The 14,749-nt window shown below is 68.5% G+C and carries 13 protein-coding genes and 4 pseudogenes; 7 read left to right on the plus strand and 10 right to left on the minus strand.

What is annotated here, in order from left to right:
• Positions 1-63 precede the first annotated feature (63 nt).
• Positions 64-909, minus strand: coding sequence for a phytanoyl-CoA dioxygenase family protein (locus H4W80_RS52590; protein ID WP_192791929.1), 846 nt, complete (start codon positions 907-909; stop codon positions 64-66).
• 117 nt (positions 910-1,026) lie between these two features.
• Complete coding sequence (locus H4W80_RS52595; protein ID WP_192791930.1) at positions 1,027-1,875, minus strand: AraC family transcriptional regulator; 849 nt, start codon at positions 1,873-1,875, stop codon at positions 1,027-1,029.
• 82 nt (positions 1,876-1,957) lie between these two features.
• On the opposite strand from H4W80_RS52595, the pseudogene H4W80_RS52600 reads away from it, so the two are divergent.
• Both H4W80_RS52600 and H4W80_RS64865 read left to right on the plus strand, forming a co-directional pair.
• A pseudogene (locus tag H4W80_RS52600) lies at positions 1,958-2,713 on the plus strand (IS982 family transposase); the annotation flags it as partial.
• A 57-nt stretch (positions 2,714-2,770) separates the two neighbouring features.
• Positions 2,771-2,875, plus strand: a pseudogene (locus H4W80_RS64865) (transposase); the annotation flags it as partial.
• Between the two features lie 51 nt (positions 2,876-2,926).
• Here the strand turns inward: H4W80_RS64865 and H4W80_RS52605 are convergent.
• Positions 2,927-3,561 (minus strand): annotated as a pseudogene (locus H4W80_RS52605) (PLC family EF-hand domain-containing protein); the annotation flags it as partial.
• On the opposite strand from H4W80_RS52605, the gene H4W80_RS52610 reads away from it, so the two are divergent.
• Positions 3,523-3,687, plus strand: a complete 165-nt coding sequence (locus H4W80_RS52610; protein WP_192794459.1) for a hypothetical protein — start codon at positions 3,523-3,525, stop codon at positions 3,685-3,687. The pseudogene H4W80_RS52605 and the gene H4W80_RS52610 sit on opposite strands and share 39 nt — an antisense overlap.
• Here H4W80_RS52610 and H4W80_RS52615 read toward each other — a convergent pair.
• The gene (locus H4W80_RS52615) at positions 3,684-4,028 is read right to left on the minus strand and encodes a hypothetical protein (RefSeq protein ID WP_192791932.1); all 345 of its coding nucleotides are present in this window, start codon (positions 4,026-4,028) and stop codon (positions 3,684-3,686) included. The two genes, H4W80_RS52610 and H4W80_RS52615, sit on opposite strands and share 4 nt — an antisense overlap.
• Before the next feature lie 68 nt (positions 4,029-4,096).
• On the opposite strand from H4W80_RS52615, the pseudogene H4W80_RS52620 reads away from it, so the two are divergent.
• The 4 genes and pseudogenes from H4W80_RS52620 to H4W80_RS52635 form a co-directional block, all read left to right on the plus strand.
• Positions 4,097-4,288, plus strand: a pseudogene (locus H4W80_RS52620) (DM13 domain-containing protein); the annotation flags it as partial.
• Positions 4,289-4,486: 198 nt separating this feature from the next.
• Positions 4,487-5,365: a LysR family transcriptional regulator gene (locus tag H4W80_RS52625; protein ID WP_192791933.1), complete on the plus strand. Its 879-nt coding sequence runs from the start codon at positions 4,487-4,489 to the stop codon at positions 5,363-5,365.
• Positions 5,366-5,427: 62 nt separating this feature from the next.
• A complete protein-coding gene (locus H4W80_RS52630) occupies positions 5,428-6,456 on the plus strand; it encodes a tartrate dehydrogenase (protein ID WP_192791934.1) in 1,029 nt (342 codons plus the stop codon).
• 8 nt (positions 6,457-6,464) lie between these two features.
• The gene (locus H4W80_RS52635; RefSeq protein ID WP_192791935.1) at positions 6,465-7,355 is read left to right on the plus strand and encodes an alpha/beta fold hydrolase; all 891 of its coding nucleotides are present in this window, start codon (positions 6,465-6,467) and stop codon (positions 7,353-7,355) included.
• Between the two features lie 25 nt (positions 7,356-7,380).
• Here H4W80_RS52635 and H4W80_RS52640 read toward each other — a convergent pair whose 3' ends face one another.
• The 6 genes from H4W80_RS52640 to H4W80_RS52665 are packed head-to-tail and all read right to left on the minus strand — an operon-like array spanning position 7,381 to position 14,666.
• The gene (locus H4W80_RS52640; protein WP_192791936.1) at positions 7,381-9,210 is read right to left on the minus strand and encodes a S9 family peptidase; all 1,830 of its coding nucleotides are present in this window, start codon (positions 9,208-9,210) and stop codon (positions 7,381-7,383) included.
• Positions 9,200-10,168 carry an ABC transporter ATP-binding protein gene (locus H4W80_RS52645; RefSeq protein ID WP_192791937.1) on the minus strand — a complete coding sequence of 323 codons (969 nt, stop codon included), beginning with the start codon at positions 10,166-10,168 and terminating at the stop codon, positions 9,200-9,202. The genes H4W80_RS52640 and H4W80_RS52645 overlap by 11 nt, the downstream gene beginning before the upstream one ends.
• The gene (locus H4W80_RS52650) at positions 10,165-11,145 is read right to left on the minus strand and encodes an ABC transporter ATP-binding protein (RefSeq protein WP_192791938.1); all 981 of its coding nucleotides are present in this window, start codon (positions 11,143-11,145) and stop codon (positions 10,165-10,167) included. The genes H4W80_RS52645 and H4W80_RS52650 overlap by 4 nt, the downstream gene beginning before the upstream one ends.
• Positions 11,142-12,011: an ABC transporter permease gene (locus tag H4W80_RS52655; RefSeq protein ID WP_192791939.1), complete on the minus strand. Its 870-nt coding sequence runs from the start codon at positions 12,009-12,011 to the stop codon at positions 11,142-11,144. Before H4W80_RS52655 ends, H4W80_RS52650 begins: the two co-directional genes overlap by 4 nt.
• Positions 12,008-12,973 (minus strand): ABC transporter permease, encoded by a 966-nt coding sequence (locus tag H4W80_RS52660; protein WP_192791940.1) that lies wholly within the window; start codon positions 12,971-12,973, stop codon positions 12,008-12,010. The genes H4W80_RS52655 and H4W80_RS52660 overlap by 4 nt, the downstream gene beginning before the upstream one ends.
• A 7-nt stretch (positions 12,974-12,980) precedes the next feature.
• Positions 12,981-14,666 (minus strand): peptide ABC transporter substrate-binding protein, encoded by a 1,686-nt coding sequence (locus H4W80_RS52665; RefSeq protein WP_192791941.1) that lies wholly within the window; start codon positions 14,664-14,666, stop codon positions 12,981-12,983.
• Positions 14,667-14,749: the final 83 nt, after the last annotated feature.

Genomic DNA, 14,749 nt, shown 5'->3' on the forward strand with positions numbered 1-14,749 from the left:
GACAGCGGCACCTTCCCCCGCCCCTGGACTTAGGGCGCCGGTGGTGCCCGTGCTCTGGGTTTATCAGCACGTGACGTCTTTGCCTTCACTCCCGAAGATCTCAAGCCGACGCTCTTGCGGGATGTCCCGCGTACCAGCCGGCAGATAGTGCAGTTGAACAGCGCGCCGGCGAGTGTCAGTACGGTTGGCCGGGGTCCCGTGGTGCAGCAGGCCGTGAAAGAAGAGAACTCCGCCCGGCGGGAGCGGAACGACTGTGTCACGGGTCACCTCGACCTCGTCGTCACACAGTTGCCAGTCGCGACGCCTGAAGTGCACGACGGGGCCTTCGGTGTGACTGCCTGGGATCACATGCATGCAGCCGTTCTCGGGCGTGGCAGGATCCAGGGCAATCCATACCCCGACGATCGGCGTCCCGGGCTCGTAGGGGAAGAAGGCATTGTCCTGATGCCACGGCTTCTCCCGCCCACCCCCAGGCGGCTTCAGCAGCGCCATGTCCTGGAACATCGTGAGATCCTCGCTGCCTGCCAACTGCCGGACGACTCGCAGCATCCGCTCATCGGTCGCCAGTTCGCGCAGGCGAGAATCCTCCTTGACGAACCACATGAACCTCCGCACGAGGTCCATGCGTTCGATTCCGGTCGCGGTGTCCAGGCGATCTGCGGCCCATGACTCGTACTGGATGTCCGCCTGTCCCGGACTGGTCAAGACGTGGGACAGGCCGTCCAGGACGTCGTTGACCTCGCGCGGTTCCAGCACGTTGCGCACGGCGAGGTAACCCTCCACCGCGAACCTCGCGACATCGGCTTCGCCGACCTCATCGATCGACTCCACGAATGTGGCTGGCTTGTCGAACCGGTACAGAGCGCCGGGATAGCCGAACTCGGTAGTCGTATCCGCGTGCGTGGCCATGTCATGCCCCTTGCTTGCCAAGTGCGTGATCGATCCTTTCCAAGTGGAACGGCTGCAATCGACCGTAGATCAAGGGGCACCTGGGCTACGACGGCGCGAGCCGGGGGTTGTGTGGGCTCAACCGGGGTTTGAACCACGCCAGCGACTTGGTGGGCAGCCTTGATTGTGTTGTGCGAATTGACGGGCGAAAAGGCGATAGTCGGTGTATCCCAACACCTGGGCAACCTCCGTGACGTTCAGGGCGGTCTCGGAAAGAAGCTCTCGAGCACGCTCGATCCGCACCGCGACGCAGTACGCACGAAACGTCCGACCCGTCGCGGCGTGAAACAGCCGCGAGAACGTGTCCGGAGCGAGTTTCGCGACCGCCGCGGCCTCGGCCAATGTCGTGCGCTGGTCGAGCCGCGAGCGGAGCATGTTGGTGGCAAGCTGCACTCGTGGGTCCAGCGGAGGCGGCAGGGCGCCCGCTGACCGGGCCGCCTGGATGTGCACCTCCATCAACAGCGCGGCCAGGTCTGCCGAGGCCTGAACCGGCCCCGAACTGTCGCGGCGGTGGATGGCACTGATCACTGTGCGGAGCCGCTGCCAGACCGCCGATGGTTCTGTCAGACTCACAACGCGCGGTGCCAGCAGTCGTGCGGCAGGTGGAGTCGGATAGTCGTAATGACAGTAGCCAACGTGTAGTCGATCGTCCTCGTCTTGGTCGACGTCGACCTCGTCGCCGGGCCGAAGCATCAATATCGTCCCGGCTGACAGGTGGATCGACCCGCCGGCCAATCTCGCCACGCCCTTCCCCGAGGTGACCGCCCAAAGGTCGAAGTCCGGGATTCTGTAACGCCATGCCCACCCCGGCTCACACCGCACCCAACTGGCAAACCGACCGGCCCGTGGCAGGTGCGTAGCTGCAGCGGCCGCCAACCTCCGCCAGATGTCCGGATCGGCGTAGTCGGCCGACGATTCGGCATCCACGGTCCAATCATGCCCTCTGCGTCAAGGTTGCCTGGAGCAAGGCTTGACCGGGCCAGGCGGCGCATCTCTGCCTCGACCTCAGCTCGGCTTCACCTCCGAGCGGCGCTGGCTGCGCTACGCCCGCGTCCACTTGGCCGGCCTGTTCCCCTACCTGCCTGGCCAGTCCGGCTACAACAAGCGCCTACGCGCCACCACCGGCCTCATCCTGCACCTGATTCGCATCCTGGGCCGCGACACCAGCCTATGGAGTGACGACGTCTGGGTAGCCGACTCCACCCCCATCGAGTGCGGCCGCTCCCGCCAGACCACCCAGCGCTCAGACCTGGCCGGCTGGGCCGAATACGGCTACTGCCCCTCCCACTCCCGCTTCTTCTGGGGCCTGCGCCTGCACCTGCTGTGCACCCTGGGCGGGCTGCCCGTCGCCTTCGCCCTGACCGGCGCCAAAGCCGACGAACGCCTCACCCTGCTGAGCATGCTTCAAGCCGACCCCGACCTGCTGGAGCGCCATCGCGGCCAGGACCTGATCGCCGACATGCAGTACTACGGCCGCGACTTCGAGCACACCCTGGCAACCGAAGGCATCCACCTGCTCCGCAAAGCCCGCAAAGGCGAACTCCCACGACCTGGCGCGCACCTGTTCAAACTCCTACGCCAGACCATCGAGTCCATCAACCAGACCCTCAAAGGCCAGCTCGACCTCGAACGTCACGGCGGACGCACCCCAGCGGGCGTCACCATCCGCGTGATCACCCGCATCCTGGCCCTGACCACCGTGATCTGGCACAACGACAACACCGGCCAGCCCACCGCCCGATCACTCACCGCCTACGACCACTGATCCCACAGCACCCCTTGGAATCACCCATCTAGCCGTCGCTAGGCTGGCCGTTGCCGCATGCGGGCGCCGGCGCTCGCGGTCGGCGACGGCGCGCTCGGCTTCTGGTCCGCGCTGTCCGAGGTATTTCCACAGGCCAGAGCACAGCGCTGCTGGTTTCACAGAAGCCGTTAAGAATCAACACGGCGAGATGGAGGCGAGGAGAGCGGCTGCGGTTCAGTGGCGGGTTGGAGCGGGTGCGGGGTTATAGCCGTCGTGTTCCAGGAGTGGGCGGGTCTCGATGAGAGTGTTGCCGATCGTGCGGGGCTGACTTCGAACAGTTCGCTGAGGGCTTGCCGTGTGCAGGCTTTCCGCTGGTAGAGGATGGCGGCGAGGATCCGCTCGGCGTCGGTGATCTTCTGTTGGAAGATGCCGCCTCGGGCTCCGGGGAGTCGTTCACCACCGCGTCGCTGGTAGCGGAGGCGTTCAAGGCGGGCGGCTTGGAGCGGCGTGAGTCGCTCGATCATCTGGCGGAGTTCTTCGCGGCTCATCCCGGTCAGAGCGGGGTGCGAGAGCGTTTCAGAGATCCGGGGCCGCTGGGCTGGGGCGTCGTCGTTGTCCAGGAAATCGCGCAGCTGTGCGGCGGTGGTGAACCGCATGGTGGTGGCGGGGACCGTGACCTGCTGCTCGGTAAGCAGCTTGCGAGTCTCGGCGATCCAATAGCCGATCGTGAAGTCGCTGACCTCGAGCATGTCCGAAAGGACCTTCTGGGAGCAGATCTGGCGGAGGTAGACGACTGTGATCAGCACTCGGTCCGCGTTGGAGAGCAGGCTGTGGGACCCGGCGCCCTTGGCGCGGCGGCGTTCGCCGCCGCCCAACGGCGTTGGCGTGCGGTCAACGGCGCCCACCTGGTCGCCCTGGTCCGCGCCGGCGCCACCTTCATCGACGGCAAGCTCGTCGAACGCCCGACAGAATCACCCGTCCCCACAGCCGCCTAGGAACTCATGATCCACAGGTCTTGACTATTGCTCCCGGTGCCGAGATACGCTCCATCAAGAGCGGTGTACGTATGCTGCGGATGAACTCCGTCATGGAGCGATGGGTTCAGACCTATCGACGCGAGCTGCTGGATCGAACCTTGATCTGAAATCAGCGCCACCTTCTGTCTGCGCTGCGCGAGTTCGAGACTTTCTGTAACGAACACCGGCCTCATCGGGCTCTCCGGCAGGCTTCTCCGCTTCGACCACTCGTTGATCCCGGCATCGACTCGGCCTCGATCGCCTCGTTGGGCATCCGCCGACGTGATCGGCTCGGAGGTGTACTGAAGGACTACCGACACGCGGCTTGACCTGGCCGGATGACTAATCGGCACCCGCAGATCAGCCGGTCAGGCCGGACAGCGGGGGCAACCTCAACGACAGTAAGCACATCGACCTCGGGGATCTCAAGGGCAATGAGGGCAACCAGAACTACGCGATCCCTCGGGGCACCGACATGGACAAGTTCTCCACGGTGACGATCCGGTGCGAGCGCTTCAGCGTCTCCTTCGGCGCGGTCGAGCTGAAGCAGGCTGTCTGTCTGGCCGGCCCAGGCGCGTAGAGGCCGCGGGCAGGCTGGAGCGGGTGGCGTCGCCACCCGCTCCACTGCTTGGTAGGGCACGAGCAGTGTCTCGCCCGGTGATCAGGCTCCACAGTGCGGGGCCGCGCCCAGCGTCTGCTCGCGACGCGCCCGTCTGGCTGCCGGTCAGACGGTGGCGCGTTCCTGGACCCGCGTCGCCGCAAACGGGATGATCCTGTGATGGACTTCCGGCAGCTCGAGCGCTTTCTCGCAGTCGTGGACCACGGTGGATTCCACCGCGCGGCGGAGGTGCTCTATGTCGCGCAACCCTCGTTGTCGCAGTCAATCAAGCAGCTGGAGCGCGAGCTGGGCGACGCTCTGTTCCACCGGGTCGGCCGCGGGGTGGTGCTGACCGAGGCGGGCCGGGAACTGGTCGGGCCCGCGCGGATGGCCGTCCACGCGCTGGGTCTGGCCGTCGAGTCTGTCGAGGCGGTGCGCGGGCTGCGGACCGGCCGGCTGCAGATTACGGCGATGCCGTCACAGGCCATTGCTCCGCTCGCCGAGGTGATCACCCGCTTCACCGCGCAGTACCCGGGCGTTCGGGTGGTGGTCCGCGCTGGTGCCACCGTGGATGAGGTGGTGGAGGCCGTGCGTACCGGCCGGACGGAGCTGGGCCTGCTGGCCGGTGTAGAACTCCCGGAGCGGCCCGGGGTAGGGCTGCATCCGGTCGCTCGGCAGCGCTTCGTTGTCGTGACGCCGGCCGCCGAGCCGTTCCAGACGGGTGCGCGGGTGGCGACGAGCGACCTGTCCGGCCTGCGCGTGATCGCCGGGCAGACCGGTACGGGGATGCGCGCGGTCGTCGACGCGCTGATCGAATCCGGCGTCGAGCTGACGATCGCGGTGGAGACTGAACACCGTGAGGCGATCCTGCCGTTGGTGCTCGCAGGCAGCGGCATCGCCGTTCTGGCCGAGTCGTGGCGGGAGATCGCCGAGCGGGCGGGCGCCGTCGTCGCAGACCTCGATCCTGCTTTCTACCTTGAAGTCGCCTACGTCAGCCACGAGGGCGGGCTCGGCCCCGCATCGCGCGCGTTCCTGGATATGGCCACCGAAAGGCAGTGACGATCGGTCAGATAGGTAGCAGATATTGGACGCGACCTGGCGGGGCTGCTCGAATCGGTGCCATGCACTCTCACCGCATCGCTGTGATCCCCGGGGATGGAATCGGTGTCGAGGTGTGCGGCGCGACCCGTGCCGTCCTCGACGCCGTCGGCCGCAGGCACGCCATCGCCCTCACCTACGACGAGTTCGACTGGTCCTGCGCGCGATATTTGGCCGAGGGCGCGATGATGCCCGCCAACGGGCTCGATCTCATACGTCACCATGACGCGATCTTCCTGGGCGCGGTGGGCGGGCCCGGTGTGCCCGATCATGTGTCGCTGTGGGGGTTGCTGATCCCGATCCGTCGGGGGTTCCAGCAGTTCGTGAACCTGCGGCCGATCCGGGGGCTCGACGGGCGGCAGGCCATCGATCTGGTGGTGGTACGAGAGAACGTCGAGGGCGAGTACAGCGAGATCGGCGGGCGCCTGTATCAGGGGACTCCGGCCGAGATGGCGGTGCAGGAGTCGGTGTTCACCAGGCCGGGGGTGACCCGCATTGTTGACTACGCCCTGGACCTGGCCGAGCGGCGCGGCGGGCGGCTGACGTCCGCGACGAAGTCGAACGGGATCATCCACACGATGCCGTTCTGGGATGAGATCGTCGCCGAACGGGTCGCCGAGCGCCCCGCAGTGACGCTGCGCTCGGAGCACATCGACGCGCTGTGCGCCAAACTGGTGCTCGATCCGGCTCAGTTCGACGTGATTGTCGCGTCCAACCTGTTCGGCGACATCCTGTCCGACCTCGCCGCCGCCGTCGCGGGGAGCATCGGCCTCGCGCCCGCCGCGAACATCGACCCGACGCATGCCTACCCGTCGATGTTCGAGCCGGTCCACGGGTCGGCGCCGGACATCGCGGGCCGGGGGATCGCCAACCCGGTCGGCGCGATCTGGACGGCCACGATGATGCTCGACCATCTGGGGCACCCCGAGGCGTCGGCGAATCTCATGGCGGCCATCGAGAGCGTGTTCACCACGACCGACGTGCGCACCCCCGACCTCGGCGGCAAGGCCGGCACCGAGGACATGACCCGCGCGATCATCGAAGCCCTTTGAAGGAAAGCATGAGTGCCCCGCTGCCCAGCACGTTCCAGTCACGCGCCGTCGACGTGGACGGCCTCGCCATTCACACGCTCGTCGGAGGCGACGGGCCGCCCGTGCTGCTCCTGCACGGCTACCCGCAGACGCACCTCATTTGGCACCACGTCGCCCCGGCGCTGGCTTCCCGGCACACGGTCGTGCTGACCGATCTGCGCGGATACGGCGACAGCGGCAAGCCAAAGCCGGTCACCGACGACGTCTACTCCAAGCGAGTGATGGCCCGCGACCAGGTCGGCGTGATGCGGGAGCTGGGATTCGACCGCTTCGCCGTGGTCGGCCATGACCGAGGAGCGAGGGTGGGCCACCGGATGGCCCTCGACCACCCCGGCGCCGTCCGGGCGTTGGCCGTCCTGGACGTCGTGCCGACCCGGCACACGTTCGCGCACGCCGACGCCGCGTTCGGCCTCGGCTACTACCACTGGTTCTTCCTCGCCGCCGGCAACGGCATCCCCGAGCGGCTGATCGGCAACGATCCCGAGTTCTGGATCCGCAGCCGGATGACGGCACGGCACTCCGGCGGCACTGCCTACGACGAGGCCGCGGTCCGGGAGTATGTCCGCTGCTTCTCCGACCCCGCCGCGATCGCCGCGTCGTGCGCCGACTACCGGGCGGCGGCCGGCGTCGATCTGGAGCACGACGACGCCGACGCGGCGGCGGGCCGGCGCCTGCGCTGCCCGGTGCTGGCGCTGTGGGGCGAGCACAGCTTCGTCGGCCGACACTACGATGTCCTGAAGGTCTGGCACGAATACGCCGAGCACGTCAGCGGTACGGCGCTGCCGAGCGACCACTACCTGCCGGAGGAAGTCCCGGCTCTCGTCACCGCAGAGCTGGAGGCTTTCCTGGCCAGGACCTGAGACCGGGGCCCTGGCCAGGGGGCCTTCAGGACCAGCGTTCCCCGCGCAGCGCCTTGCGGGCCAGCTCAAGCTCCAGCTCGATCTTGCCCGCCACCCCGTCGTTGCCGACGGGTTCGTGCCCGCCCTCGAAGAAGCGCAGCAGCACGTCACCGCCGGCGGCACGCAGCCGCCGCGCGTACTCCTCGGCCTGCCGGGCCGGTGTGCGGGTGTCGTGACGCCCCTGATTGATCAGCACGGGCGCCCGCACGGCCTCGACGTAGGTCATGGGGGAGCTCAGCCGGAACCGCTCTTCGGCGAGCTCAGGCCGGCCGCCCAAGAACCCGCGCCAGGCCGCCTGCAGGGCGGGGTGCATGTCCTCGTAGGCGAGCTTCCAGTCGGCGAGCGCGACGAAGGCGAACCCGCCTGCGAACAGGTCCGGGAGCCGGCCGAGCGAGAGCAGCGTCAGGAAGCCGCCGTAGGAGGAACCGGTCATGAACACGGCCGAAGGGTCGGCGATGCCCTCGTCGACCAGCCACCGCCAGGCCGCCTCGACGTCCTCCAGCTCGCGGTCACCGACGGCTCCCCAGAACCCTTCGCGGAACGTCCTGCCGAAGGTGACGGAACCCCGGTAGTTCAGCGACGCATAGGCGAAGCCCTCGGCCAGCCACGCCTGCGCGGCGGGATGGTACCCGCCCACGTCGGCGAGGTTCGGGCCGCCGTGCACCCGCAGGATCAGCGGCACCGGCCCGCTCGCGCCCTCCGGCGCCGCGACCCACAACTGCAGCGCCGTCCCGTCCTTGGAGGTGACGGTGACCGAACGCAGCGGGATCCCTGGCACGACGTTCTGCGGGGCGAGGACGCTGCGCGGCTCGCCCTCGCCACGGTCCAGGGCGAGCATCTCGAAGGGCAGGTCGGCGCGCTGGCGCAGCAGCCGGATCTGACCACCGGGCCCGTAATGTGAGCCCCACTGGTTGGTCACCGCGCACGCCACCTCAGGGAAGAAGTAGGCGCCGTCAGGATGGGACACGCGCAGCAGCCGACCGGCCTGAAGGTCGTATTCGTACACGCGGTGGATGCCGCCGTCGACGTGGACGAGCAGCAGCCGGGCGCCGTCGTCGGACCAGTCGAGCGGGACGAGTTCACCCGTCAGCTCGGGCGCCTCGACGTCGGTCCGCGCACCGGTGAGGGGGTTCCACACCGCGGGCCGCGCGAACCCGGTCCGTTCCGTGCTCAGCAGCAGCCGGGGGTCTCCCGCGACCGGTGAGAACCGGACCCCGCGCAGGGGCGCGAGCGGCCCGTCCGAGACCGACGCCAGCACCGCGCCGTCGGAGGTGTCGAGCACCGTGACGGCGAAGCGGCGGATGCCGGGGTTGTGGTCCGTGGTGTCGATGCTCGCCAGCGCTCCGTCAGCGGAGACCAGGCTGTTCCATGCCTCGTTCCTGCTGCGGTACAGCCGGTGGGCGGCTGCGCCGGTCAGGTGGTAGAGCGTGAATCCCTCGTCGGTGACCGTCGCGATGACGACCGCCGAGCCGTCGCGTGCGACGTCGATGCCGCGAAGCGTGTAAGGGGGCAGCTCGGGTGTGAGGTCGACGGGTTCGCCGTCGACCGGGTAGGACCACAGATGGCCGACCTCGCCGCCGTCCTCGTCGTGCAGCACCAGTACGGACCGTCCGTCCGCGGCGGGCAGCGGGTTCGCGACGTGCGGCGGCAGGTCCGGCACCTGCAGAGTCTCGCCGGTGGCCGGATTCCAGATGGACACCTCGGCGTCGCTGAGGCCCGCCGCGTAGATCATTTCAAGGTTGATGTCGCCGGGACAAGGACGGATGTCCTGGATGATCGGAGTGTTGAAGCGGTCGCGCCAAGCGTCAGAGGACATTGATCAACTCCGGTTTGTGACAGGCGACGCCGTGGCCCCGCGCGTCGGTGACGAGCGGGGGGACCTCGGCGGCGCAGATCGAGCTTGCCTTCGGGCAGAGGGTCCGGAAGCGGCAGCCCGAAGGGGGGTCGGTCGGGCTCGGGACGTCGCCGGTCAGGATGATCCGGCGGCGGGCGCGCTCGGCCCGCGGGTCGGGGATCGGCACCGCCGACAGCAGTGCCTGAGTGTAGGGGTGGCGGGGACGCTGGTAGAGCTCGTCCGGCGGTCCCTGCTCGACGATCCGGCCGAGATACATGACGGCTACCTCGTCGCTGGCATGCCGTACCACCGACAGGTCGTGCGCGATCAGGAGGTAGGTCAGCCCGAGCTGGTCCTGGAGGTCCTCCAGGAGGTTGATGACGCCGGCCTGGATACTGACGTCCAGCGCGCTGACCGGCTCGTCCAGCACGATCACGTCGGGCTCGATGGCGAGCGCGCGGGCGATGCCGACGCGCTGGCGCTGCCCTCCGGAGAACTCGTGCGGGAACCGTCCGGCGTACCGGGGGTCGAGTCCCACGAGGTCCAGCAGTTCGGGGACGCGCCCGGTGTCGAGGCCGTGGGTCTCAAGCGCCTCGGTGAGGATCGCCCGGACGGTCATGCGGGGGTTGAGCGAGGCGTACGGATCCTGGAAGACCATCTGGATGCGCCGCCGTGACTGACGCAACCGGGCGGGCGGCAGCGCCGTGAAGTCGGTGCCGTCGAGAAGCACTTGGCCCGAGGTCGGTTCGACGAGCCGTACCAGGCACGCGGCAAGCGTGGACTTCCCGCAGCCGCTCTCCCCGACGAGCCCGAGCGTCTTGCCCCGCTCGATCCGCAGCGACACCCCGGAGACGGCCTGCACGGTGCCGGACCGGCGGCGGAACATGCCATTGCGTACCGGATAGGTCTTGACGAGGTCCGTGACCTGCAGCGCCGTCATCGCGGCCGCACCTCCTCCAGCTCAGCCGTACGCAGGCAGGACGCCGTGTGTCCATCGCCGATCCGGACCGGCGCCGGGACCGTCGTGTCGCACAGACCGGCGCGGGCGTGCTCGCAGCGCGGATGGAACGGGCAGCCCGGCGCCCGCGAGGGCTGGCCCGGGATCTGGTAGAGCCGTTCGCCGTGGCGGGCGTCGAGCCGGGGGAGCGAGGCCAGCAAACCCCTGGTGTAGGGGTGGGCGGGCGCGTAGAAGATCGGTTCGACGGCTGCCTCCTCGGCCTTCGTGCCCGCGTACATCACCAGCACCCGGTCGGCGACGCCGGCCACCACGCCCAGGTCGTGGGTGATCAGCATGAGCGCGGTCGCCGTACGCTGCTGGATCCGTCTGATCACGTCAAGGATCTGCGCCTGCACGGTCACGTCGAGGGCGGTCGTCGGTTCGTCGGCGATGAGCAGATCCGGTTCGTTGGCGATGCTCATCGCGATCATGATGCGCTGCCGCATGCCGCCGGACAGCTCGTGCGGGTACTGGTTCGCGCGCTTGGCGGGCGAGGGGATGCCGACCAGGTCGAGGAGCTCGACGACCCGCTCACGCAGCGCGGAGCGGGTGACCGAGGGGTCGTGCACGCTGATGGCCTCGGCGATCTGCGCGCCGACGGTGTGCACCGGCGTGAGCGCGGTCAGCGCGTCCTGGAAGATCATCGCGATGCGGCGGCCCCGCAGTGTGCGAAGTTCGGACTCGGAGCGGCCCAAGAGCTCCTCGCCGCGGAACCGGATCGACCCCGTGACCCGGGCGCGGCCGGGGAGGATTCCGAGCACCGCCATGGACGTGACGCTCTTGCCTGAGCCCGACTCGCCGACGATTCCGAGCGTCTCGCCGGGCGCGACGGAGAACGAGAGCCTGGTGACGGCCGCGACGGTGCCGCTGTCCGTGGGGAGCTGAACGGTGAGGTCGTCGACCTCCAGCAGGGCATTCACGGGCGTGCTCCCTTCGGGTCGAAGGCGTCCCTGAGGCCGTCGCCGAGGAAGTTGATGGCCAGCGCCGTCAGGAGGATGAACAGGCCGGGGAAGTACAGCAGGTAGACCTTGCCGGTGCCGATCAGCCCGGATGCCTGGCTCAGCAGGTTGCCCCAACTGGACTCCGGAGGCTGCACACCGTACCCCAGGAAGGAGAGCGTCGATTCGACGATCACCGCGCTCGCCGCGCCGAGCGAGGTGCTCACGGCGATGACGCCGGTGAGATTGGGCAGGATGTGTCGCACGATGATGCGCGGCCGGGTCACGCCGAGCACGGTCGCCGCGGCGATGTACTCCTTCTCCCGCAGCGACAACACCTGGCCGCGCACGATCCTGGCCACCGTGGTCCAGCCGATGGCCGCCAGCACCGGGACGATCACGACCGGGGAACGGCCGGCGCTCTGGAGCACGACCGCCAGGACCACGATCGCGGGCAGGACGATGAACAGGTCCGTGATCCGCATGATGATCTCGTCTGCCCAGCCGCCGAAGAAGCCCGCCGCAGCGCCCAGCGCGGTGCCCACAATGGTCGCGAGCACGGCGACGGACAGGCCGATCGCCAGCGAGATCCGCCCGGCGTAGAGGAGCTCGGTGAGGTAGTCGCGGCCCAGTTCGTCGGTGCCGAACCAGTGCGCCGCCGACGGTGGCATGGGCCCGAGCGCCAGGTTCTGGGCGCCGCGCTCGTAGGGGGCGATCAGGTCCGCCCCGAAGCAGCCGAGCAGCAGGAGCACGAGGACCGTGAGCCCGGCCACGGCCAGACGGTGGCGCAGGAACCGCCGGCGGGCCAGCTGCCACGGGGTGCGTTCTGACGAAGACGCCGCGGTCATCGGAGTCTCACTCTCGGATCGAGTACGGCGTAGGCGAGGTCGGCGAGCAGGTTGAACACGATCACGACCACCGCGATCACCAGCGTCCACGGCACGAGGACGAACACGTCGCCCGCGAGCAGGGAGTCGAGGAACAACCGGCCCATGCCCTGGATGGCGAAGATCTGCTCGGTGACGACGAGCCCGCCGAACAGCAGGCCGGCGTCCACGGCGGTGACGCTGACGAAGGGGCCGAGCGCGGTGCGCAGGGCGTGCCGCGTGACGATCCGGCGCTTCGGCACTCCCTTGGCCCGCGCGGTCCGCACGTACTCGCTGGTGAGGGCGTCGAGCATCGTCGCCCGAGTGAACCTGCTCCAGCTCGCCACCAGGCCCACGGTCAGCGTCAGCACGGGCAGCACGAGATGGCGCGCGTAGTCGAGCGGGCCGCCGCCGTCCGGGGAGTGCAGGCCCACGAAGTAGAGCGGGGGATCGGTCAGGCCGAGCAGTTCCTGCGGCCAGGCCGCGAGGATCTGGATGAGGATCAGCCCGAGCCAGAACGGCGGCATCGCGACGCCGAGGTAGGACAGCCCGGTGAAGGCCAGGTCGCCTGCGGAGTACTGCCGCACCGCCGAGTAGACGCCGACGGCCAGCGCGATCACCGCGGCGACGAGCACACCCCAGACGATCAGCTGCAGGGTGGTGCCGAGCGCGGGCAGGATCAGGCCGTGAACCGGGCCCGCCGTACGCGAGCTGACTCCCCAGTCGCCGGTGACGAACCGCGTGAGCCAGTGCCAGTACTGCACGGGGATCGACTGGTCGAGGCCGAGGCGCTCCGCCGCGCGGGCGAGCGCGCCGGGGTCGCGCCCGCCGCGCAGTTTGGCCAGCGGGTCGAAAGCGATCCTGACCGCCCAGAAGAGCAGGAAGGAGGCGATGAGTACGACGGGGACGGAGTAGAGCAGCCGCCGTGCGAGGTAGGCGAACATCGGCTTCTCAGCTCGCCAGGCCCCACTGGGCGAGGTTCCAGAACGGACCGCGCGCGGGGTCGATGGCCAGCGGACCACCGATCTTGTTGTTCCACAGCAGGATGTTGGGGATCACGTCGAGCGGCAGGAGGGCGGCGGAGTCGGCGAGAAGCTTGTCCGCCTGGCGGGAGACGTCGACGCGCCTGGCCTCGTCGAGTGACGACGCGGCCGTGTCCAGCACCTTGTCGAGGCCGGGCAGGTCGATACGTGACATGTTGAGCCCGGAGTAGCCGTTGTCTTCGGTGGGAACCGCGCTCGATGAGAAGGACGCTTCGAGCGAGGGCTGGGGGAAGGTGTCGACGAGGGTCCACAGGCCCATCTGGAAGTCGCCCTTGGGGAGCTTGCTCGCGAACAGGTCCGTGGCCGAAGTGTTGTCGATCTTCACCTCGAAGCCGGCGGCGCGCATTTGCTCCTGCAGGATCTGCTCGGTCAGCTCGCGGCGCTTGTTGCCGGTCATCGTGCTGACGGAGAACGTCGCCCGGTTTCCCGCCTTGGCCCAGATGCCGTCGGATCCCTTGGCCCATCCGTCGCCCCGCATCAGGGAGTCGACCTTGGCGAGGTCGGGGATGTACTGGGCGAAGTCGGTGCCCCCGTAGCGGCCGACGAGCGGGGTGTGCGCACTCTGGGCGGGCTCGTTGACGCCGAGCGCGCCGTACAGGCGAGTGACGACCGCTTTGCGGTCGATCGCGTGCGAGACGGCCTGGCGGAACGTCACGGAGTCGAAGGGCGCTTTGGCGTTGTTGAACCAGATCGCTTCAAGGTTGCCCGACTCGGGATCGATGATCGAGCTCGCGTTGGGCAGCCCGCTCTTGATCTGGTCGATCGAATCGAGCTGCGGTGTGGGGTAGAGCGCGTCGAGCTGGCCGGTCTTGAACGCCTGGAACGCCGCGGCGGTGTCCGCCGTGAACTGGAAGGTGACCTTGTCGAGCTTGGGCTTGTCGCCCCAGTAGTTCGCGTTGGGCACGAGGACGACCGAGACGCCCTTCGTCCAGGACTCGATCTTCCACGGGCCTCCGCTCCAGGTGTAGCCGTCCTTCATCAGGGCACTGCGGTCCTTGCCCTTGAGCAGGTGGCTGGGGAGCAGGCCACTGCTGTCGCTGAACAGGCCCTTCCAGTTCGCGTACGAAGCGTCGAACGTGAAGACCGCCGTCTTGGGATCAGGCGTGTCGATCTTGGTGACGTGGCTGTACCCGGTCCGGTTCAGGACGTCCTTGCCGTCCCGGATCGCCAGTGCCGTATAGGCGAAGTCCTCCGACGTGATCGGCTCGCCGTCCGACCATACGGCCGCCGGGTTGATCCGGTAGGTGACCTTCTGCGGGGGTCCTGCGGCGACCTCGGGTTCTGACGCCATGACGTTCGTGGCCGCCAGCCCCCACGTGCCGTCGACCTTCCTGGGTTCGAACACCCGTGGAATCGTCGGGATGTCCATGATCCAGGTGCCCCAGATCGAGGTGGCACAGCTCGCGATCCAGTCGGTGCAGTCCGGTTCCTGCTCGGCGCCGATGACGATGCTTCCCCCCTGACGCACCGGCGCGGCCGCCGCAGGGCGGGCATCGGACTTCAGGGCCGTGCCGGTGCCTCCGCTCGTGCACGAGGCCGCGAGGAGGGCGAGGGCGGCGAGCCCAATTGCTCCGAGTCTGAACCTGGTGCTCATGCTCTGACCTTTCTGGGGGTGATGAGAGGGAGAGTATTGGCAAGTCAGAAGCCAGGCAAGGGTAGTAGGCATGTTTCTAGTCA

It is taken from the genome of Nonomuraea angiospora (assembly GCF_014873145.1).
Taxonomy (GTDB): domain Bacteria; phylum Actinomycetota; class Actinomycetes; order Streptosporangiales; family Streptosporangiaceae; genus Nonomuraea; species Nonomuraea angiospora.